The organism is Paracoccus sp. ME4 (assembly GCF_046736325.1).
Classification (GTDB): domain Bacteria; phylum Pseudomonadota; class Alphaproteobacteria; order Rhodobacterales; family Rhodobacteraceae; genus Paracoccus.
On the sequence record NZ_CP151276.1, the window covers coordinates 2,149,064 to 2,167,803 of the forward strand.

The 18,740-nt window shown below is 69.2% G+C and carries 19 protein-coding genes; 11 read left to right on the forward strand and 8 right to left on the reverse strand.

Annotated elements, in window-relative coordinates; genetic code table 11:
* The first annotated feature begins 95 nt into the window (after positions 1–95).
* Together AACG61_RS10985 and AACG61_RS10990 are read left to right on the forward strand one after the other, a co-directional pair.
* Positions 96–1,772 (forward strand): cytochrome c oxidase subunit 1, encoded by a 1,677-nt coding sequence (locus tag AACG61_RS10985; protein ID WP_411837168.1) that lies wholly within the window; start codon positions 96–98, stop codon positions 1,770–1,772.
* Positions 1,773–1,843: 71 nt separating this feature from the next.
* Positions 1,844–2,281, forward strand: coding sequence for a DUF2244 domain-containing protein (locus tag AACG61_RS10990; protein ID WP_411837169.1), 438 nt, complete (start codon positions 1,844–1,846; stop codon positions 2,279–2,281).
* 42 nt (positions 2,282–2,323) lie between these two features.
* On the opposite strand, the gene AACG61_RS10995 is transcribed toward AACG61_RS10990, so the two are convergent.
* Positions 2,324–2,512, reverse strand: a complete 189-nt coding sequence (locus AACG61_RS10995; protein ID WP_411837170.1) for a DUF3008 family protein — start codon at positions 2,510–2,512, stop codon at positions 2,324–2,326.
* Between the two features lie 42 nt (positions 2,513–2,554).
* Positions 2,555–3,016 carry a GatB/YqeY domain-containing protein gene (locus tag AACG61_RS11000; RefSeq protein ID WP_411837171.1) on the reverse strand — a complete coding sequence of 154 codons (462 nt, stop codon included), beginning with the start codon at positions 3,014–3,016 and terminating at the stop codon, positions 2,555–2,557.
* A gap of 155 nt (positions 3,017–3,171) precedes the next feature.
* Between AACG61_RS11000 and carA the strand changes: the two genes are divergently transcribed.
* Together carA and AACG61_RS11010 are read left to right on the forward strand one after the other, a co-directional pair.
* A complete protein-coding gene (gene carA, locus AACG61_RS11005; protein ID WP_411837172.1) occupies positions 3,172–4,320 on the forward strand; it encodes a glutamine-hydrolyzing carbamoyl-phosphate synthase small subunit in 1,149 nt (382 codons plus the stop codon).
* A gap of 107 nt (positions 4,321–4,427) precedes the next feature.
* Entirely contained in the window at positions 4,428–6,554 is a 2,127-nt protein-coding gene (locus tag AACG61_RS11010) for a glycosyltransferase (protein ID WP_411837173.1), read from the forward strand.
* Between the two features lie 7 nt (positions 6,555–6,561).
* Here the strand turns inward: AACG61_RS11010 and AACG61_RS11015 are convergent, their stop codons facing one another.
* The gene (locus AACG61_RS11015; RefSeq protein ID WP_411837174.1) at positions 6,562–9,357 is read right to left on the reverse strand and encodes a glutamine-synthetase adenylyltransferase; all 2,796 of its coding nucleotides are present in this window, start codon (positions 9,355–9,357) and stop codon (positions 6,562–6,564) included.
* A gap of 214 nt (positions 9,358–9,571) precedes the next feature.
* Here AACG61_RS11015 and AACG61_RS11020 point away from each other — a divergent pair, with 214 nt between their 5' ends.
* The 3 genes from AACG61_RS11020 (at position 9,572) to ilvN (ending at position 12,912) form a co-directional block, all read left to right on the forward strand.
* A complete protein-coding gene (locus tag AACG61_RS11020) occupies positions 9,572–10,411 on the forward strand; it encodes an arginyltransferase (protein WP_411837175.1) in 840 nt (279 codons plus the stop codon).
* Positions 10,412–10,572: 161 nt separating this feature from the next.
* A complete protein-coding gene (locus tag AACG61_RS11025) occupies positions 10,573–12,327 on the forward strand; it encodes an acetolactate synthase 3 large subunit (protein WP_411837176.1) in 1,755 nt (584 codons plus the stop codon).
* Positions 12,328–12,351: 24 nt separating this feature from the next.
* Complete coding sequence (ilvN, locus tag AACG61_RS11030) at positions 12,352–12,912, forward strand: acetolactate synthase small subunit (RefSeq protein ID WP_411837177.1); 561 nt, start codon at positions 12,352–12,354, stop codon at positions 12,910–12,912.
* A gap of 16 nt (positions 12,913–12,928) precedes the next feature.
* Here ilvN and AACG61_RS11035 read toward each other — a convergent pair whose 3' ends face one another.
* Together AACG61_RS11035 and AACG61_RS11040 are read right to left on the reverse strand one after the other, a co-directional pair.
* Complete coding sequence (locus tag AACG61_RS11035; RefSeq protein WP_411837178.1) at positions 12,929–13,303, reverse strand: hypothetical protein; 375 nt, start codon at positions 13,301–13,303, stop codon at positions 12,929–12,931.
* Positions 13,304–13,585: 282 nt separating this feature from the next.
* Positions 13,586–14,368 carry a M48 family metalloprotease gene (locus AACG61_RS11040; RefSeq protein ID WP_411837179.1) on the reverse strand — a complete coding sequence of 261 codons (783 nt, stop codon included), beginning with the start codon at positions 14,366–14,368 and terminating at the stop codon, positions 13,586–13,588.
* 142 nt (positions 14,369–14,510) lie between these two features.
* Between AACG61_RS11040 and AACG61_RS11045 the strand changes: the two genes are divergently transcribed.
* From AACG61_RS11045 to AACG61_RS11055, 3 genes are read left to right on the forward strand one after another with little or no spacing between them, the layout of a single operon-like run.
* A complete protein-coding gene (locus AACG61_RS11045) occupies positions 14,511–14,756 on the forward strand; it encodes a hypothetical protein (protein ID WP_411837180.1) in 246 nt (81 codons plus the stop codon).
* 27 nt (positions 14,757–14,783) lie between these two features.
* Positions 14,784–15,356, forward strand: coding sequence for a nitroreductase (locus AACG61_RS11050; protein WP_411837181.1), 573 nt, complete (start codon positions 14,784–14,786; stop codon positions 15,354–15,356).
* Positions 15,353–16,069: an EI24 domain-containing protein gene (locus AACG61_RS11055; RefSeq protein WP_411837182.1), complete on the forward strand. Its 717-nt coding sequence runs from the start codon at positions 15,353–15,355 to the stop codon at positions 16,067–16,069. Before AACG61_RS11050 ends, AACG61_RS11055 begins: the two co-directional genes overlap by 4 nt.
* Here the strand turns inward: AACG61_RS11055 and AACG61_RS11060 are convergent.
* Positions 16,026–16,295: a DUF1467 family protein gene (locus AACG61_RS11060; protein WP_411837183.1), complete on the reverse strand. Its 270-nt coding sequence runs from the start codon at positions 16,293–16,295 to the stop codon at positions 16,026–16,028. The two genes, AACG61_RS11055 and AACG61_RS11060, sit on opposite strands and share 44 nt — an antisense overlap.
* Positions 16,295–16,699 carry a methylmalonyl-CoA epimerase gene (gene mce / locus AACG61_RS11065; RefSeq protein ID WP_411837184.1) on the reverse strand — a complete coding sequence of 135 codons (405 nt, stop codon included), beginning with the start codon at positions 16,697–16,699 and terminating at the stop codon, positions 16,295–16,297. Before mce ends, AACG61_RS11060 begins: the two co-directional genes overlap by 1 nt.
* 124 nt (positions 16,700–16,823) lie before the next feature.
* Between mce and AACG61_RS11070 the strand changes: the two genes are divergently transcribed.
* Positions 16,824–17,558, forward strand: coding sequence for a response regulator (locus tag AACG61_RS11070; protein ID WP_411837185.1), 735 nt, complete (start codon positions 16,824–16,826; stop codon positions 17,556–17,558).
* A gap of 3 nt (positions 17,559–17,561) precedes the next feature.
* Here AACG61_RS11070 and AACG61_RS11075 read toward each other — a convergent pair whose 3' ends face one another.
* Entirely contained in the window at positions 17,562–18,737 is a 1,176-nt protein-coding gene (locus AACG61_RS11075; protein WP_411837186.1) for a DUF1501 domain-containing protein, read from the reverse strand.
* Positions 18,738–18,740 lie beyond the last annotated feature (3 nt).

An 18,740-nucleotide genomic window follows, 5' to 3' on the forward strand; every position in this document is an offset into this window, starting at 1 on the left:
AGTGACGCATTGCCCGGTTGACGCAGGTGGTCTAAAGAAAGCGTGATAATGACGGTCGGCAGGCCGGATCGACGACATCTTGAGGGAGTTCGGGTATGGCAGACGCAGCCGCACACGGCCACGACGACCATCATGACACACGCGGGTTCTTCACCCGCTGGTTCATGTCCACCAATCACAAAGACATTGGTATTCTTTACCTTTTCACCGCCGGCCTGGCGGGCCTGATCTCGGTCAGCTTCACCGTCTACATGCGGATGGAACTGCATGAGCCGGGCGTGCAGTACATGTGCATGGAAGGCGCGCGATTCTTCGCCAACGCCGCCGCAGAATGCACCCCGAACGGCCACCTGTGGAACGTGATGATCACGTATCACGGCGTGCTGATGATGTTCTTCGTGGTGATCCCGGCGCTGTTCGGCGGTTTCGGCAACTACTTCATGCCGCTGCAGATCGGCGCGCCGGACATGAGCTTCCCGCGCATGAACAACCTCAGCTACTGGCTCTATGTGGCCGGCCTGATGCTGGGCATCGCGTCGCTGCTCGCTCCGGGCGGCAACCAGCAGCTGGGTTCGGGCGTGGGCTGGGTCCTCTACCCGCCGCTGTCCACCACCGAGGGCGGCTATTCGATGGACCTGGCGATCTTCGCCGTCCACGTCTCGGGCGCCTCCTCCATCGTCGGCGCGATCAACATCATCACCACCTTCCTGAACATGCGCGCCCCCGGCATGACCCTGTTCAAGGTGCCGCTGTTCGCCTGGTCGGTCTTCATCACCGCCTGGCTGATCCTGCTGGCCCTGCCCGTGCTGGCCGGCGCCATCACCATGCTGCTGATGGACCGCAACTTCGGCACGAATTTCTTCAACCCGGCCGGCGGCGGCGACCCGGTGCTGTACCAGCACATCCTGTGGTTCTTCGGCCACCCGGAAGTGTACATCATCATCCTGCCGGGCTTCGGCATCATCAGCCACGTCATCGCGACCTTCTCCAGGAAGCCCGTCTTCGGCTATCTGCCGATGGTTCTGGCCATGGCCGCGATCGGCATCCTGGGCTTCGTCGTGTGGGCGCACCACATGTACACCGTCGGCATGTCGCTGACCCAGCAGAGCTACTTCATGCTGGCCACCATGACGATCGCGGTGCCCACGGGCATCAAGGTCTTCTCGTGGATCGCGACGATGTGGGGCGGCTCGGTCGAGTTCAAGACGCCGATGCTCTGGGCCTTCGGCTTCCTGTTCCTGTTCACCGTCGGCGGCGTGACCGGCGTGGTGCTGAGCCAGGCGCCGCTGGACCGCGTCTATCACGACACCTACTACGTCGTGGCGCATTTCCACTACGTGATGTCGCTTGGCGCCGTGTTCGCGATCTTTGCCGGCGTCTACTACTGGATCGGCAAGATGTCGGGCCGCCAGTACCCGGAATGGGCGGGCAAGCTGCACTTCTGGACCATGTTCATCGGTGCGAACCTGACCTTCTTCCCGCAGCACTTCCTGGGACGTCAGGGCATGCCGCGCCGCTACATCGACTATCCGGTGGAATATGCCTTCTGGAACGCGATCAGCTCGTGGGGCGCCTATCTGTCCTTCGCGTCCTTCGTGTTCTTCATCGGCGTGATGTTCTACACCCTGTTCGCCGGCAAGCGCGTGACCCAGAACAACTACTGGAACGAGTATGCCGACACGCTGGAATGGACCCTGCCCTCGCCCCCGCCCGAGCACACGTTCGAGCAGCTGCCCAAGCGCGAGGACTGGGACCGCAGCCCGGCCCACTGAGAGACCGCCCTGCGATGCCCTATCGCTGGCACGATACGGCCCCGGACACGTCCGGGGCCTTTTTGCAAACCGTGACCCTGTGGCCGCACCGATCGCTGCCCAAGCGAGGCTTCGTGTGGTTCATCGGCACGACGGCCGCCTTCCTGACGCTTCCCATCCTGGCGGTTCTGGGAACCAGCGTGCTGTGGGGGCTGCTGCCCTTCATGGTGCTGGCGGTGGGCGGGGTCTGGATCGCGCTGCGCCAGACCTATCGCAGCGGCCAGACGCGCGAGGAGCTGCTGCTGGACAGGACCCGCCTGCAGGTCTGCCGCAAGGATCCGGGGCGACCCGACCGGCTGTGGCAGACGAACAGCTACTGGGTGCGCCCCACGCTGCGCAACGGCCCGGTCGAGGCCTACCTGACCCTGACCGACGGCCAGCGCGAGATCGAGCTGGGCGTCTTCCTGACCCCCGAGGAACGCCGCACGCTCTGCGAGGAGCTGACCCGGCGCCTGGCCGCCACGCGCTGAAACGCGAACGGCCCCGCATCGCGGGGCCGTCATGGCGCAGGGTCAGTCGTCGTCGGCGCAATCCGGCAGATCGTCGTGATCGGTCGCGGCCATCTCGGCCAGCTCATCCTCGGACATGCTGTGATACATGTCCTTGGACGCGCCCTGCAGATCGCCGACCTTCGTCTCGCCGCGCTTGGCCGACAGGGCGGCTCCGGCGGCGCGCTGCTGCGCCTTGGATTGGGCTTTCATGGGTCACCTCCTGCCTGCGAACGCCGCAGGAGGCGGCCGGGTTCAGCCCAGAAGCCGCGCCTTGACCGCGGGACCCACGGCGCCGAAATCCATCTGCCCGGCGTGACGCTCCTTCAGCGCGGCCATGACGCGGCCCATGTCGCGGATGCCCTCGGCCCCCAGATCGGCGATGGCCGCGTCGATGGCGGCGGTCGTCTCGGCCGCATCCATCTGGCGGGGCAGGAATTCCTGGATGACGGCGATCTCGTCCTCCTCCTTGGCCGCCAGCTCCAGCCGGCCACCCTCCTCATAGGCCTTGGCCGATTCCTGGCGCTGCTTGACCATGCGCGACAGGATCAGCACCAGGTCGCCCTCGGTCAGCGTGCCGTCGCCGTCGCCGTCCCGGCCCGCGATCTCGCGGTCCTTCACGGCGGCCGCGATCAGGCGCAGGGTGGACAGGCGGGCGGTGTCGCGGGCCTTCATCGCCTCCTTGGTGGCGGCTTGCAGCTTGGCGCGCAGTTCCATGATCGTCTCCGGTTCCTGGGCGCGGGACGCGCCGGAAAGCACCGCATCTAGACCCGCACGGCCCCGGTTTCAAGCATCCGCCCCCGCCCGCTGCGGGTTGACCTTGCGACGCAAGGCCCCTATTCACCGGCTGATTTCATTCCAGAGGTGCCGACATGGCTGCAAAACCGACCGCCTGCCTGGCGCTTGCCGACGGGACAATCTTCTATGGGATGGGCTTCGGCGCCCCCGGAGAGGTCGTCGCCGAGCTGGTCTTCAACACGGCGATGACCGGCTATCAGGAGATCATGACCGATCCCTCCTATGCCAGCCAGATCGTGACCTTCACCTTCCCCCATATCGGCAACACCGGCGTCACGCCGGAGGATGACGAGGCCCAGGACCCGGTCGCCAGCGGCATCGTCGTGCGGTGGGACCCGACCGAGCCGTCGAACTGGCGTTCGACCTCGGACCTGGCCGAATGGATGGCCCGGCGCGGGCGCATCGGCATCGGCGGCGTCGACACCCGCCGCCTGACCCGCGCGATCCGTCAGCAGGGCGCGCCGCATGTCGTGTTGGCGCATGACCCGGACGGCAACTTCGACATTGCGGCCCTCATCGCGCGGGCGCGCGACTGGAAGGGGCTGGTGGGCCTAGACCTCGCGCGCGACGTCAGCTGCGCGCAGAGCTATCGGTGGGATCAGGGGGCTTGGGCATGGGGCGCGGGCTTCGGCGCCGCGACCGAGGACCGTCCCTTCAAGGTCGTGGCCGTGGACTATGGCGCCAAGCGCAACATCCTGCGGTCTCTGGTGACCTACGGCGCGGATGTCACCGTCCTGCCCGCCACCGCCACCGCCGAGGAGGTGATGGCCCACGAGCCCGAGGGCGTGTTCCTGTCGAACGGACCCGGCGATCCGGCGGCGACGGGCGAATACGCCGTGCCCATGATCCAGGACCTGCTGGCCCGCGACATGCCGATCTTCGGCATCTGCCTGGGCCACCAGATGCTGGCGCTGGCGCTTGGCGCCAGGACGGTCAAGATGGGCCACGGCCATCACGGCGCGAACCACCCCGTGCGCGACGTCGAGACCGGCAAGGTCGAGATCACCTCGATGAACCACGGCTTTGCCGTCGATTCGCAGACCCTGCCCAAGGGCGTGATCGAGACCCATGTCAGCCTGTTCGACGGCAGCAACTGCGGCATCCGCGTCGCGGACAAGCCGGTCTTCTCGGTCCAGCACCATCCCGAGGCCGCGCCCGGACCGCAGGACAGCCTGTACCTGTTCCAGCGCTTCACCGATTCGATGCGCGCGCGCCGCGGCTGAGTGCGGCTTCGCGGGCGCGCCTGCGGGTTTTTCCGCCCGCGCGCCCGTGCTTAATCTTTCGTTAAACCATTCCGTGCCATGAGGGGTCGTCCAACAGGGATACGACCATGGCGCAGCCTGCCCCCCTGCCCCGGCCTGCCGACCTGTCCGCACCTGTTGCGGACGCGGCGCAGGTCGTGCTGCGCGGCCCGACGCTGGCGCCGCGCGATCAGCGCCCGCTGAGCCAGATCCTGCTGGAGGACGGGGCGGTCGATGCGGCCGACCTGACCAAGGCCATGATGATCCGCAACCGGCTCGGCGCGCCGCTGGAACATGTGCTGCTGTCGCAGGGCATGGTGACGCCGGTCGCGATGGCGCGCGCGCTGTCGCGCCAGTGGCGCACCACCGCCATCGACCCCGACCAGAGCCCGGCCGACCCCCGGCTGATCGACGCGGCCGGCGCGGGGTTCTGCCTGACGCATGGCATCCTGCCATGGCGGCGGATCGGCGGGGTCACCTGGATCGCGACCGCCCGGCCCGAGACGTTCCACAGGGTCCTTCCCGCCCTTCCCGCACAGTTCGGCCATGTCCGGATGCTGCTCTGCAGCGAGGAGCAGGCGCAGGCCGGGGTGCTGGCCCCGCGCCGCATCCGCCTGATCCGCGAGGCCGAGACGCGCGTGCCCGCCGCCGAAAGCTGCCGGACGCAGGACAAGGCCCGCACCACGCGCATCGCCGTCCTCGCCCTGGTCGTGTCGGTGCTGGGGCTGGTGCTGATGCCCGCCCTGATCGTCGGGCTGCTGACGCTCTGGGCCGTGCTGACGCTGGTGACGCAGAGCGGGCTCAAGTTGCTGGCCTTTCTGGCCACAAGCCGGGCACGGCGCGAGGCGGACCTCCACGCGCTGGCGGTCGCGCAGGGCCATCTGCCGCCCCCCGCGAATGAGGCGCCCCTGCCGCCGATCTCGGTGATGGTGCCGCTGTTTCACGAGGAGGACGTCGCGGGCGCGCTGGTCGCGCGCCTCTCGCGCCTGACCTATCCGCGCGAGTTGACCGACATCCTGCTGGTCATCGAGGCCAGCGACCAGATCACCGCCAAGGCGCTGGAGGGGGTCCGGCTGCCGCATTGGCTGCGCGTCGTGCGCGTTCCCGACGGCCCGATCAAGACCAAGCCGCGGGCGCTGAACTATGCGCTGAACTTCTGCCGGGCCGAGATCGTGGGCATCTGGGATGCCGAGGACCGCCCCGACCCCGACCAGCTGCACAAGGTTGCCCGCCGGTTCCGCGACGCGCCGGCGGACGTGGCCTGCCTGCAGGGGGCGCTGGACTACTACAACCCGCGCACCAACTGGCTGGCGCGCTGCTTCACCATCGAATACGCGGGCTGGTTCCGCGTCCTGCTGCCGGGCGTGGCGCGGCTTGGGCTGGTGGTGCCGCTTGGTGGCACGACGCTGTTCTTCCGCCGCCCGGTCCTGGAGCAGGTGGGCGCGTGGGATGCGTGGAACGTGACCGAGGATGCGGATCTGGGCGTCCGCCTGGCCCGGCGCGGCTACCGGACCGAGATCCTGGACACCACCACCGACGAGGAGGCGAACTGCCGCGCCCTGCCCTGGATCAAGCAGCGGTCGCGCTGGCTCAAGGGTTATGCGATGACCTGGGCGGTCCATATGCGCGACCCGGCGGCGCTCTATCGCGACCTGGGACCGCTGCGGTTCTGGGGCTTTCAGGTGCAGTTCCTGGGCGCGCTGTCGCAATACCTGCTGGCCCCGATCCTGTGGAGCTTCTGGCTGCTGACGGCGGGCCTGCCCCATCCGCTGCGCGCACCGCTGGAGAGCGCGGCCGGGCAATGGGCAATCCCGACGCTGTTCGTGCTGTTCGTGGCCTCCGAGGCGCTGAGCATCTTCGTCGGCATGCGCGCCGTGCGCGGGGCCAAGCACCGCCACCTGATGGCCTGGGTGCCGACGCTGCATTTCTATTATCCCCTGGGCTGCCTGGCCGGATGGAAGGCGATCTACGAGGTGGTGACCAAGCCCTTCTACTGGGACAAGACCGCCCATGGCCTGTTCGTCGAGGCCGAGGCCCAGCCCGCGCCGGTGCCGCTGGCACCTGGCATGGTCTCGCTGCCGGTGCTGGGCCAGATCGGTGGCCGGTCGCTGGCCGATGTGGCGGCGCGGCTGCAGGACAGCGCGGATGCCGCCACCGCGGCGCAGACCCCGACCCAGGCCCCCGCAGAGGCCGAACCGCGCAGCGCCGCGGGCTGAGTGACGCTCAGTCGCCGGTCGCGGGCATGTCGGCCTCGATCAGGGCGCGGGCGTCGGCGACATGGCGCGCCACTTCCTGCGACAGCTGGTCGGCATCGGTCACGCCCACCTCGCGCAGCAGGAACGCCTGGCCGCCGTGGCCGATCTCCTCCATGTCCAGCGGGCGCTCGGTCAGAAGCCGGGTCGCCGCGTGCAGCCGCCACAGGGCGCGCCAGGCGGAGGACAGGCGCTCGGCCGCATCGGCCGACAGCAGACCGCCGCGCCGCCCCGCGCGCAGCTGCGCAAGCGTGCTACGCGCCGGATCACCTGTCCGCAGGGCGCAGGCCTGCGCCAACAGGTCGATGTCCTGCAACCGACCCGGCCCGCGCCGCGCGTCCAGCGGCCCATCCGCCGGCTTGGCCGCAAAGAGGCGCGCCCGCATCTGCGCCACGTCAGGCATCACCCGCCCGTCGCCCCCACGCTGGCGCAGCACGTCGATCCGCAGGGCCTCGATCTCGTCCGCCAGCGCATCCGAAGCCCCGCCGCAGCGGGCCACGACGCGGGCGCGGGTCAGGGCCAGATGCTCCCAGGTCCAGGCCTCGGTCAGCTGATAGCTGCGGAAGCTGTCCAGCGAGGTCGCCACCGGCCCCTGCCGCCCGGAAGGGCGCAGCCGCATGTCGACCTCATAGAGCCGCCCTTCGGCCGTGGGCGCGGACAGGGCGGTCACCATGGCCTGGGTCAGCCGCGCGTAATAGGGGCGCGCCGCCAGCGGACGCGGCCCGTCGGAGGCCTCGACCCCCGCCGCGTCATAGACCACGATCAGGTCCAGATCCGACCCGGCATTCAGCACGCGCGCCCCCAGGGACCCCATGCCCAGCACCACAGCGCCGCGCCCCGGCGGCGGGCCGTGACGGCGGGCGAAATCCTCGGCCGTGACCGGCATCAGCGCCGCGACACAGGCCCCGGCCAGATCGGCATAGTGCACCGCCGCCTCGTCCGCGCCGATCAGGCCGCGCAGGTGATGCACGCCGATGCGGAACTGCCATTCATGCGCCCATCGCCGCGCCGCATCCAGCGCGCGTTCGTAACCGCCGCCGGGCTGGGTCAGCGCCCGCTCCAGCACGCGCGCCAGATCGTCGCGCAGCCCCGGCTCGCCCGGCCAGGGCGCGAAGAAGCTGCCGGCCAGCACCGCGTCCAGCACCGCCGGATGGCGCGCCAGATAGGCCGCCAGCGCCGGCGCGGTGCCACAGATGTCCACGAGCAGGTCGATCAGCTGCGGGTTCGCCTCGAAGAGCGAGAACAGCTGCACCCCCGCGGGCAGGCCCGACAGGAACCGGTCGAAGCGCGCCAGGGCCTCCTCCGGGTGGCCCGCCCCGGCCATGCGCGACAGAAGTGGCGCCTCGATCCGGCGGAAGATCTGGCGCGCCCGGTCCGAACGCAGCGCCGGATAGGCCTGCCAGCCCGCGATGATGTCGCGCGACTGCGCCGACAGCTCGGGCAGCGGTGCGCTGGCGGCCTGCGGCGCGAAGAACCGCTCGGTCAGGTCGTGGACGCGGGCCAGCCGCGCCTTGAGATGCGCGCACCAGGCCTGCGGATCGGCCGCGCCCGACAGGGCCGCGACGACGCGCAGGCCCTCGGGGTCCTTGGGCAGGCTGTGGGTCTGGGCGTCGTTCACCATCTGGATGCGGTGCTCGATGTCGCGATGTTCGCGGTAATGCGCGGTCAGCTCCTCCGCCACATCGGCGGGCACCCAGCCCTTGGCGGCCAGTGCCGTAAGGCCGCCGACGGTGTCGTGGCACTGCAGGTCGCGGTCGCGCCCGCCCGCGATCAGCTGGCGGGTCTGGGTAAAGAACTCGATCTCGCGGATGCCGCCCCGGCCCAGCTTGAGGTTGTGGCCCGCCACCTCCAGCCGCCCGCCCAGGCCCTTGTGGTCGCGGATGCGCAGGCGCATGTCGTGGGCGTCCTGGATGGCCGCGAAATCCAGGTGCTTGCGCCAGACAAAGGGCCGCAGCTCCCGCAGGAACCGCTCGCCCGCCGCGATGTCGCCCGCGGCGGCGCGCGCCTTGATGAAGGCCGCGCGTTCCCAAGTCCGCCCCTCGGCCTCGTAATAGGCCAGCGCGGCGGCGGTCGAGATGCAGACCGGCGTTACCGAGGCGTCGGGCCTCAGCCGTAGGTCCACGCGGAAGACATAGCCGTGCCCGGTCACGTCCGACAGCGTCCCGGCCATGCGCCGCGTGGCCCGGATCAGGGCGGCGCGGGCCTCCATCTGATCGGCCTCGGCATAGGCGGTCTCGTCGAACAGCACGATCAGGTCGATGTCCGAGCTGTAGTTCAGCTCGCGCGCGCCGCCCTTGCCCATGGCCAGCGCGAAGATGCCCCCCGCATCGGCCCGGGTCTCGGGCAGCTTGCCGCGCCGGATCTCGGTCGCGACATGCGCGCGCAGCGCCAGATCGACGGCCCGGTCGGCCAGATCGGACAGCGCGCCGGTCACCCGCTCCAGCGGCCAGACCCCGCCCAGATCGGCCAGCGCCGCCTGCAGCGCCACCCGCCGCTTGGCCCGCCGCAGCGCCACGCCCAGATCCTCGGGCTCCAGCGTCGCGAGGCCCGCCGTCTCGCGTGCGACGACATCGTCATGCTCCAGCGCCGCGACCAGCCAGTCCGCCTCGGACCGCAGCAGCCCGGCCAGATAGGGGCTGCTGCCCGCGGCCCCCGCGATCAGGTCGCGCAGGCGGTCGGGACAGGCGGAAAACAGCCCCGCCAGATCGGCGCCGCGGGCGGGATCGGCAGGCAGCGGCAGGCGGGTGATGCGGTCGGAGAAGCTCATGGCGGTCACCTTAGCCGCCGCCCGCGCCCCGTCAACGGCGGCGGGCCAGCCGGGGCGTAAACCATTCCGGCAGGTTGCGGCCGCGGGATGCTTTCCGCGCTTGGCCTGTCCGGCAAAGGTTGCTAGGCTCTGCGACATTCCATCGACCAACCGGAACCATCAGCGCCCGCATGACCAGCCGCGATCTGCCCAGATGCTGCACGGGGCGCACGTGATGCGCCATACGCTTCCCCATGCGCCGCAGTTCTATGTCACGGCCCCGCAGCCCTGCCCCTATCTGCATGGCCGCGCCGAACGCAAGCTGTTCACCGCGCTGCAGGGCGACAATGCCGCCGATCTGAACAATGCGCTGTCGCGGCAGGGGTTTCGGCGGTCGCAGAACGTGCTCTATCGGCCCAGCTGCGAAAGCTGCGTGGCCTGCATGTCGGCGCGCATCCGGGTCGCCGATTTCCGGCCCTCGCGCACGCAGCGCCGCATCGCGCAGCGCAACGGCGCCCTGCGCCGCCTGGCCACCAGTGCTTGGGCGACCGAGGAGCAGTTCGAGCTATTCCGCCGCTATCTGGACCGCCGCCATGCCGACGGGGGCATGGCCGACATGGACATCTTCGAGTTCGCCGCGATGATCGAGGAGACCCCGGTCAAGACGCGCGTCATCGAATACCGCTGCAGCGACGCCGCCATGCCGGACCTGGCCGAGGGGGACGACCACTTGGCCGGGGTCTGCCTGACCGACGTGCTGGATGACGGGCTGAGCCTGGTCTACAGCTTCTACGATCCGCTGCTGGCCGGGGCCAGCATGGGGACCTACATCATCCTGGACCATATCGAGATCGCCCGCGCTGCGGGGCTGCCCTATGTCTATCTGGGCTATTGGGTGCCGGGCAGCCGCAAGATGGACTACAAGGCCCGCTTCGACGCGCTGGAGATCTACAAGGGCGGCGTGTGGCAGGATATCGGCGACCCCGAGGCCCATTCGAACGAGGCCCATCCCCTGTCCGTCGATCCCATCGTGGAGCAGGTGGCCCGGATCGCGCTGCCGCAGTTCGACCGATAGCGCCCGTCAATCCGCGAAATAAAGTTTCAATTCACAGGCTGCCTGCGTCACTTTCTCCATGAATGGGCATTGACCCGGTCAAGGCGTGACCCTAGGTTGCGCCGACGCCGGGTCGGGGAAGGCCCCGCCGGCGGGTGTTTTTTGATGGATGGAGCAAGACGATGTCCCGAACAATGACGGGTGCGAGAATGGTGGTCGAGGCGCTGCGCGATCAGGGCGTCGATACCGTATTCGGATATCCGGGCGGGGCCGTGCTACCCATCTATGACGAGATCTTCCAGCAGAACGACATTACCCATGTCCTGGTGCGCCACGAACAGGGCGCCGTCCACATGGCCGAGGGCTATGCCCGCGCCACCGGCAAGCCGGGCGTCGTGCTGGTCACGTCGGGCCCCGGCGCCACGAACGCGGTCACCGGCCTGACCGATGCGCTGCTGGATTCGATCCCGCTGGTCGTGCTGTCGGGCCAGGTCCCGACCTTCATGATCGGCACCGACGGGTTCCAGGAGGCCGACACAGTCGGCATCACGCGGCCCTGCACCAAGCACAACTGGCTGGTCAAGGATACGGACAAGCTGGCCGCCACGATCCACAAGGGCTTTCACGTCGCGACCTCGGGCCGTCCGGGTCCGGTTCTGATCGACATTCCCAAGGACGTGCAGTTCGCGACCGGCACCTATGTCGGACCCAAGCAGGTCGACAATGGCCGCTACAACCCCACGAAAAAGGGCGACTTGGCCGCGATCACGCGCCTGGTCGAGCTGATGGAACAGGCCGAGCGGCCGATCCTGTACACGGGCGGCGGGGTCATCAACTCGGGCCCGGGCGCCAGCCAGCTGCTGCGCGAACTGGCCGAGGGGACGGGCTTTCCGGTCACCTCGACCCTGATGGGGCTGGGCTGCTATCCGGCATCGGGCGACAAGTGGCTGGGCATGCTGGGCATGCACGGCACCTATGAGGCCAATCTGGCGATGCATGGCTGCGACCTGATGATCAACATCGGCGCGCGCTTCGACGACCGGATCACCGGGCGGATCGCGGATTTCAGCCCCGGTTCGGTCAAGGCGCATATCGACATCGACCCGTCCTCCATCAACAAGGTGGTGCGGGTCGACGTGCCCATCGTCGGCGATGTGGGTCACGTCCTGGAGGATCTGCTGAAGGTCTGGAAATCGCGTGGCCGCAAGGTCAACAGCCCGGCGCTCAAGCAGTGGTGGGGCCAGATCGAGGAATGGCGCGCGCGCAAATGTCTGGCCTACAAGCCCAGCAGCACGATCATCAAGCCGCAGCACGCGCTGGAACGGCTGGAGGCGCTGACCAAGAACCACGACCGCTACATCACGACCGAGGTCGGTCAGCACCAGATGTGGGCCGCGCAATATCTGGGCTTTGAGGGACCGAACCGCTGGATGACGTCGGGCGGTCTGGGCACGATGGGGTATGGCCTGCCCGCATCCATCGGCGTGCAGATGGCCCATCCCGAGGCGCTGGTCATCAATGTCGCGGGCGATGCCAGCTGGCTGATGAACATGCAGGAGATGGGCACCGCCGTTCAGTTCCGCCTGCCGGTCAAGCAGTTCATCCTGAACAACGAACGCCTTGGCATGGTCCGCCAGTGGCAGCAGCTGCTGCATGGCGAGCGCTACAGCCAGTCCTGGTCGGACAGCCTGCCCGATTTCGTGAAGCTGGCCGAGGCCTTCGGTTGCGCCGGCGCGCAAGTCCGCGACCCCAAGGATCTGGACGCCGCGATCCAAGCGATGATCGACTATGACGGCCCCTTCATCCTCGATGTGCTGGTCGAGAAGCACGAGAACTGCTTCCCGATGATCCCCTCGGGCAAGCCGCATAACGAGATGCTGCTGGGCGAGGCCGAGACGCAGGGCGTGATCGAATCCGAAGGCGCGGTGCTGGTCTGAGACCGGCCGGAGAAAGGCAGAACCATGAACGCTTTGAACATCCAGAAGGGCATGTCCAGCCATTCGGCCTATGACCTGCGCGACCCGCATGCTCCGCGCGAGGAGAGCCACACCCTGGCCGTCCTGGTCGAGAACGAGCCGGGCGTTCTGGCCCGCGTGATCGGCCTGTTCGCAGGCCGCGGCTATAACATTGACAGCCTGACCGTGGCCGAGGTGGACCATACCGGGCACCGCTCGCGCATCACGGTGGTGACGCGCGGCACACCGGAGGTGATCGAGCAGATCAAGGCGCAGCTGGGCCGCATCGTGGTCGTCCACGAGGTCCACGACCTGACCGTCGAGGGTCCGGCGGTCGAGCGCGAGCTGGGTCTCTTCAAGGTGCGCGGCAGCGGCGAGAAGCGCGTCGAGGCGCTGCGCATCGCCGAGATCTTCCGCGCGAACGTGGTCGATTCGACGCTGGAGAGCTTCGTCTTCGAACTGGTCGGCACGCCGTCCAAGCTGGACGCCTTTGCCGACCTGATGCGTCCCCTCGGGCTGATCGACCTGGCGCGGACGGGCGTCGCCGCCCTGTCGCGCGGGGTCTGAGCGCCTGTCGCCCGCGTTAGCGGGCGGCTCCGCTGCGCGACTGCTGATAGGCGGCCGGACGCAGGCCCATGGCCTTGTGGACGGCCGGCGGCGCAGCGCCGCAATCCTGCCCTGCGACGACGCGCAGCGTCGGCCGGGCTGCCGGCGGCGTTTCAGCCAGCAGTTGCGGCAGCTGCGGGCAACGCTGTTCGGACAGGATCGACACCGACAGCGCGTGGCGCAGATTGCCCACCGTCCGCGTGTCGAGCTCGACCAGATCCCCAGGCTGCGGCCATTCGCCCGGTCCGACGAAATTCGCCTGACCTTGCAGATAAGCCAATGTCGCCTGATCTTCGCACCAGATGATCGCCTTTTCGCGCGATCCACTGCTCCACACGACAACCCCGATCATGGGCGCCCCTTCATAAGAATCGGCGCAACCGCGCCATATGGTGTCAATTCAAACATCTGTTTTGTGCGAACCTGAGCCGACTAAAGCAGAAACCCGCCGATTTGCCAGCGTTTTTCTTTCGGATGTCGAATTTTATTTCATCTTTGGGTTGTTACGTGGCGCGGCAGGCACAACCGTCAACGCCGCCGCACCGAGGCCTTTCCGGCACCCGTGCGGCGGCCCCTGCCCCACGCCAAAGGGCGGTCGAGGACGCGGACCCCCGCCCGGCCAAGGATCCGCGAATCAGCGGATGCGGCCGGCCTGCACGTCGGCCACGGCGCGGCGCACTTGGGCCAGACGCTGCGCGCGGGCCGGATGCGTGCCCATCACGTGGTTGCCTGGATCGGGGATGCGCTGGAACAGGGCCGATCCGCTGATCGGGTCGTAGCCCGCGTTCAGGGCGATGATCGCGCCCAGATAGTCGGCCTCCAGCTCCCACTCCTTGGAGTAGTAGCGCGCGCCCACCGATGCGCCGATCTCCTGCGCGCGGGCGACGGCGCTGGTGTCGCCGCCATAGGCCGAGGCGAGGCTGCCCAGCACCACCGCCGCGGCGGTTGCCGCCCCCGACTTGCGGTCGAGGTGGTTCAGGATGTGGTGCGCGGCCTCATGGCCCACGACGAAGGCGATCTCGTCCGGCGACCGGGTCTGGGCGATCAGCGACAGGGTGAAGCCGACGATCGGCCGGCCGTTGCGGTCGACCGTCTGGAAGGCGTTCGGCTCCAGCCCGGGCCGGTCATCGACGACGAAGATGAAGTCGCAGCTGATCGGCGCGGTGCGGCGGTTCAGGCAGTCCTGCCGCACCGCGGGCTCCATCCGGCGCATGACCTGCACGAAGCTGCGCGCCGCACCGTCCGGCGTGCCGCTGTGGGGTGCGGAGGGGGCCGGCAGGACCGGTGCCGCGGGGGCGGAATAGGGGTCGGGCCGCGGGCCGGTCGGCATCGGTGCGGGCATGGGCGCGCAGCCTGCCAAGGTCACGGTCGCCGCGACCAATCCTGCCAGCCAGCCCCGCGCGATCATTCTGCCCATCCTGCCACATCCCGTTCGGGCGCCGCCCCGGCGACGCGTCATTCCGCGCCAGTTTAACCCCTGCCCGGTCCGCGTAAAGCCCGCCTGCTTGCCGCTGCCGCCCATTCACGCGATTGTCGGGGCAACCGCCAGGGAGAATCGCATGTTCACCATCGAACACGACTTCGACGCCACCGTCATCACGCTGATCGACGAGGCCGAACCGGGCACGCGCCCCCTGAACGAGGACGTGGTGATCCTGGGCTTCGACGACCGCGTCGTGCTGGAGCAGATGGACGAGGACGGCGACGATGTCGTGCGCATCAGCCTGTCCATGCACCAGCTGACCGAGCTGCGCCTGGCGCTGAACCTTCCCGAAGGGAACTACCGCATCGACAAGCAGCGCTGACACGCGGCTGCCCAACCGGAGATCGACTTGCCTCAGAAAAACGACGCCGCCGTGGAGTTCCTGGCCACCCGCCGGTCCCACCCGCCCAAGCTGATGACCGCCCCCGGCCCGGATGCCGGGCAGATCCGCGACCTGCTGACGCTGGCCGCGCGCGTGCCCGACCACGGCAAGCTGGAGCCGTGGCGCTTCGTCGTGCTGGGCCGGCAGACGCTGGACGCGCTGGCGCCGGTGCTGCACGACGCGGTGCTGGCCGCGGGTCAGGACCCGGCGCAGGCCGAGAAGGCCGCCTCGGCGCTGGCCTCTCCGGTGATCGTCGCGGTGGTCTTCAGCCCGGTCGACAGCCCCAAGGTCCCGGAGTGGGAACAGATGCTGTCGGCGGGGGCGGTCTGCCTGGGGCTGGTGAACGCGGCCCTGGCCCATGGCTGGGCCGCCGCCTGGCTGACCGGTTTCGCCGCGCTGAACGCCGATTTCGCGCAGGCGCATCTGGGCGTCGCGGCGCCCGAACGGATCGCCGGGCTGATCCATATGGGCACGCGCGGGGCCACCCCGCCCGAACGGCCCCGTCCCGACATCGACGCCAAGACCGCGTGGCGGCCATGATGCCGGTCACCGCGCTGGCGCGGGGCTGGGCGGACCTGCTGCGGCCCTCGGTCCTGCGGCTGGCGGTGCTGGGCGTGGCGCTGACGCTGGTGCTGTTCGTGGCGCTGCAGGCGGCGATCTTCTGGGCGCTGCGGCTGTGGCTGCCCGGCGGGCTGGAGCTGCCGTGGCTGGGCGCGGTGCAGTTCGGCGATGTGCTGTCCTGGGGGTCGCTGGCGCTGTTCCCGGTGATGGGCATCTTCCTGATGGCCCCGGTCGCGGCGGGCTTTGCCGGCCTCTTCTCCGAGACCGTCGCAGCGCGCGTCGAGGCGATCCACTATCCCCACCGCCAGGGCCGGTCGCTGGACTTCTTCGACGGGCTGCTGGAATCGGTCGCGGTCGTGGCGGCGGTCCTGGGCGTCGCGGCGCTAAGCCTGATCCTGACGCCCTTCATCGGCCCCTTCGCGCCGGTCCTGTTCTTCGGGGCGAACGGCTGGCTGCTGGGGCGCGAGTTCTTCCAGATGGCCGCCCGCCGCCACCTAAAGGAGGGTCCCGCCCGCGCGCTGCGTCAGGCCCATTCGGGAAAGGTTACCGCGACCGGGGTGCTGGTCGCGGTGGGGCTGGTCATCCCGGTGGTGAACGTCACGGTGCCGCTGCTGGCGGCGGCGGCCTTCACCCACCTGTTCCAGATGATCAGCGGACCAGTTGATCCAGGTTCGAGATATCGGCCCGGGTGACGATCCCGCCCAGGATCACCCATGCGATCACCGCCCAGAGCAGGCTGGTGATCGCGGTCGTCCACAGCAGCTTGCGCCGCCAGTTGACGCCCGAGGGCGCGCCCGCATGGGTTCCCGGAACGACCGATCCCGCATCCGCCTGGCTGCGCTGGCCGATCGGCATGACGCAGAACAGCGTCAGGAACCACAGCGATGCGAAAAGGACGATGCCGCCGGTCAGGTTCATCAGACTTGCTCCAGTTCGATCAGGCAGCCGTTGAAGTCCTTGGGGTGCAGGAACAGCACCGGCTTGCCATGGGCGCCGATCTTCGGCTCGCCGCTGCCCAGGACGCGGGCGCCCTGCCCCTTCAGGTGGTCGCGGGCGGCCAGGATGTCCTCGACCTCATAGCAGATGTGGTGGATGCCGCCGGCCGGGTTGCGGTCCAGGAAGGCCTGGATCGGGCTGGCCTCGCCCAGGGGATGAAGCAGTTCGATCTTGGTGTTGGGCAGCTCGATGAAGATCACGGTCACGCCGTGATCGGGTTCGTCCTGGGGCGCGCCGACGCGGGCGCCCAGGGCGGTTTCGTATTGCGCGGCCGCGGCCCCCAGGTCGGGGACGGCGATGGCGACATGGTTCAGACGACCGATCATCACACCCTCCGTTTGCCGCCTTGTAAGCCGTCGGACCGATTGGGGAAAGGAAAAGCGGCGTCGTTAACGGCTTCTTAGCGAATCTGGGATTAGCTGGCCCTGCCGGGATGAAAGGGGACCGAGGATGGTGACCGAACTGGAAACGAATGCTGCCAAGCCCTTGCCGCAATGGCGATTGTCGCTGCCCGGCCGGCCCCTGACCGGCCTGACGGTGCTGGTGATCGAGGATTCTCGCTTTGCCAGCGAGGCCGTGCGGCTGCTATGCCTGAAATCGGGTGCGCGGATTCGCCGCGCGGACTGCCTGCGGTCCGCGGCCCGGCATCTGCGCAGCTATCGTCCCGCAGTGGTGATCGTCGATCTGGGCCTGCCCGACGGCGACGGGGTGGCGCTGATCGCGGAGCTGCAGGCGGCCGAACCGCGCGTGCCGGTGATCCTGGCCATGTCGGGCGATCCGGACCGCGCCGGAGAGGCGCTGGCTGCGGGCGCGGACGGCTTCCTGCCGAAGCCGGTCGAGAGCTTGGCCGTCTTCCAGCAGGCGATCCTGGCCACGCTGCCCGCGGGCAGCGCCTATCCGGGGCCGCGTGCGGTGCCCGACGACGTGATCCAGCCCGATGCGTCCGGCCTGCGCGACGATCTGGCCCATGTGGCCGAGGTCCTGTCCAGCGCCCAGGACACCGCCGAGATCGACTATATCGCGCGCTTCCTGGCCGGGGTGGCCCGGTCGGCCCATGATCCGGCGCTCGAGGCCGCGGCTGCGGCACTGGCGCGCGACCATGTGGCGGGTTACGCGCTGGCCACCGATCTGGCCCGCATCAGCGGCATGGTCCAGGACCGCCTGTCCCGCGTGGCCGAGATGTGAGGCTCATGCGGTCAGGCCCGGATCGCCGCCCATCTCCAGCCCCGGAAAGACCGTCCCTTCCAGAACGTCGCGCGCGATGCCGAACTTCGCGTGCATCGCCCAGGCCGCATAGGCGCGGATGTCGCGAAGCGGCATCAGGTCGCGCCCGTCATAGAGGTCGCCCTCGGCCAGCCCCGGCCAGCCGCCCCAGACCTGTCCGCCGCGGACCGCCCCGCCCGCGGCCAGCATCGCGCCGCCGGTGCCGTGGTCGGTCCCGGCCGATCCGTTCTCGCGCACGGTGCGGCCGAACTCGGTCATCGCCATGACCGTGGTGCGGTCCCAATGGGCCCCGAGCGCATCTCGCAGCGTCAGGATCGTGTCGGCCAACCGCCCCAATGCGCGGGTCATGCTGCCCGCCTGCCCCGCATGCGTGTCCCAGCCCGCGACCGAGAAGGTCGCGATCCGCGTCTCGCCGTTCAGCCGATCCGCGGCAAAGCGGGCCAGCTGCAGATGCTCCTCTCCGGGAGCGCTCTCCAGCAGCTCGGGCGACAGGCCGGTGATGATCTCCATCGCCTGCCGGCTGGCATCGCGGAACAGCGGATCGTCGTGATAGATGTGATCCAGCAGCAGCTGCGCCTGCGGGGTCAGGGTCATGTTGGCCTCGGGGGTCCAGCTTTTCGCCGGGGCCGCGCCGCGCAGGATCGGCATCTGCGCGACGCCCACCGAATAGGCCGTCTCGGAGCTCTGGCCCGGCATCTGCTGCAGCAGCCGGTTCAGCCAGCCGTCCTGCTGCGCATTCAGGCCGACATCGGTGCCGGTCCCGGCCTCCAGCATGTTCTGGCCGTCGAAATGGCTGCGCTTGTCGCGATAGGGCGTCGAGACCGCAGGCGCGAAACCCAGCTGCCCCGCCCGCCACAGCGGCAGCAGCGCCTCCAGCCCCGGATGCAGCGCATAGAACCCGTCCAGATCCGTTGCACCGTGATCGGGGCCCAAGGACAGCGTCTTGCGCAGCCCGGACAGGTTGCGGTCGCCATAGGGCTGGAACGCGTCCAGTCCGTCCATCGCCCCGCGCAGGATGATGACCACCAGGCGGTTCTCTCCGGGGGCCGCGGCAAAGGTCGCGCTGGACAGCAGCGGATGGGCGGCCGCCGAACAGCCGATCAGCGCGGTGGATTTCAGGAACAGGCGGCGCGTCAGCATGGC

What these genes read in the sequence shown, in the direction of transcription:
- AACG61_RS10985 (WP_411837168.1), top strand. Translation starts at nt 96, where the DNA reads ATGGCAGACGCAGCCGCACACGGCCACGACGACCATCATGACACACGC.
- AACG61_RS10995 (WP_411837170.1), bottom strand. Translation starts at nt 2,512, where the DNA reads ATGAAAGCCCAATCCAAGGCGCAGCAGCGCGCCGCCGGAGCCGCCCTG.
- AACG61_RS11000 (WP_411837171.1), bottom strand. Translation starts at nt 3,016, where the DNA reads ATGGAACTGCGCGCCAAGCTGCAAGCCGCCACCAAGGAGGCGATGAAG.
- carA (WP_411837172.1), top strand. Translation starts at nt 3,172, where the DNA reads ATGGCTGCAAAACCGACCGCCTGCCTGGCGCTTGCCGACGGGACAATC.
- AACG61_RS11010 (WP_411837173.1), top strand. Translation starts at nt 4,428, where the DNA reads ATGGCGCAGCCTGCCCCCCTGCCCCGGCCTGCCGACCTGTCCGCACCT.
- AACG61_RS11015 (WP_411837174.1), bottom strand. Translation starts at nt 9,357, where the DNA reads ATGAGCTTCTCCGACCGCATCACCCGCCTGCCGCTGCCTGCCGATCCC.
- AACG61_RS11020 (WP_411837175.1), top strand. Translation starts at nt 9,572, where the DNA reads ATGCGCCATACGCTTCCCCATGCGCCGCAGTTCTATGTCACGGCCCCG.
- AACG61_RS11025 (WP_411837176.1), top strand. Translation starts at nt 10,573, where the DNA reads ATGTCCCGAACAATGACGGGTGCGAGAATGGTGGTCGAGGCGCTGCGC.
- ilvN (WP_411837177.1), top strand. Translation starts at nt 12,352, where the DNA reads ATGAACGCTTTGAACATCCAGAAGGGCATGTCCAGCCATTCGGCCTAT.
- AACG61_RS11035 (WP_411837178.1), bottom strand. Translation starts at nt 13,303, where the DNA reads ATGATCGGGGTTGTCGTGTGGAGCAGTGGATCGCGCGAAAAGGCGATC.
- AACG61_RS11040 (WP_411837179.1), bottom strand. Translation starts at nt 14,368, where the DNA reads ATGGGCAGAATGATCGCGCGGGGCTGGCTGGCAGGATTGGTCGCGGCG.
- AACG61_RS11045 (WP_411837180.1), top strand. Translation starts at nt 14,511, where the DNA reads ATGTTCACCATCGAACACGACTTCGACGCCACCGTCATCACGCTGATC.
- AACG61_RS11055 (WP_411837182.1), top strand. Translation starts at nt 15,353, where the DNA reads ATGATGCCGGTCACCGCGCTGGCGCGGGGCTGGGCGGACCTGCTGCGG.
- AACG61_RS11060 (WP_411837183.1), bottom strand. Translation starts at nt 16,295, where the DNA reads ATGAACCTGACCGGCGGCATCGTCCTTTTCGCATCGCTGTGGTTCCTG.
- mce (WP_411837184.1), bottom strand. Translation starts at nt 16,699, where the DNA reads ATGATCGGTCGTCTGAACCATGTCGCCATCGCCGTCCCCGACCTGGGG.
- AACG61_RS11070 (WP_411837185.1), top strand. Translation starts at nt 16,824, where the DNA reads ATGGTGACCGAACTGGAAACGAATGCTGCCAAGCCCTTGCCGCAATGG.
- AACG61_RS11075 (WP_411837186.1), bottom strand. Translation starts at nt 18,737, where the DNA reads ATGCTGACGCGCCGCCTGTTCCTGAAATCCACCGCGCTGATCGGCTGT.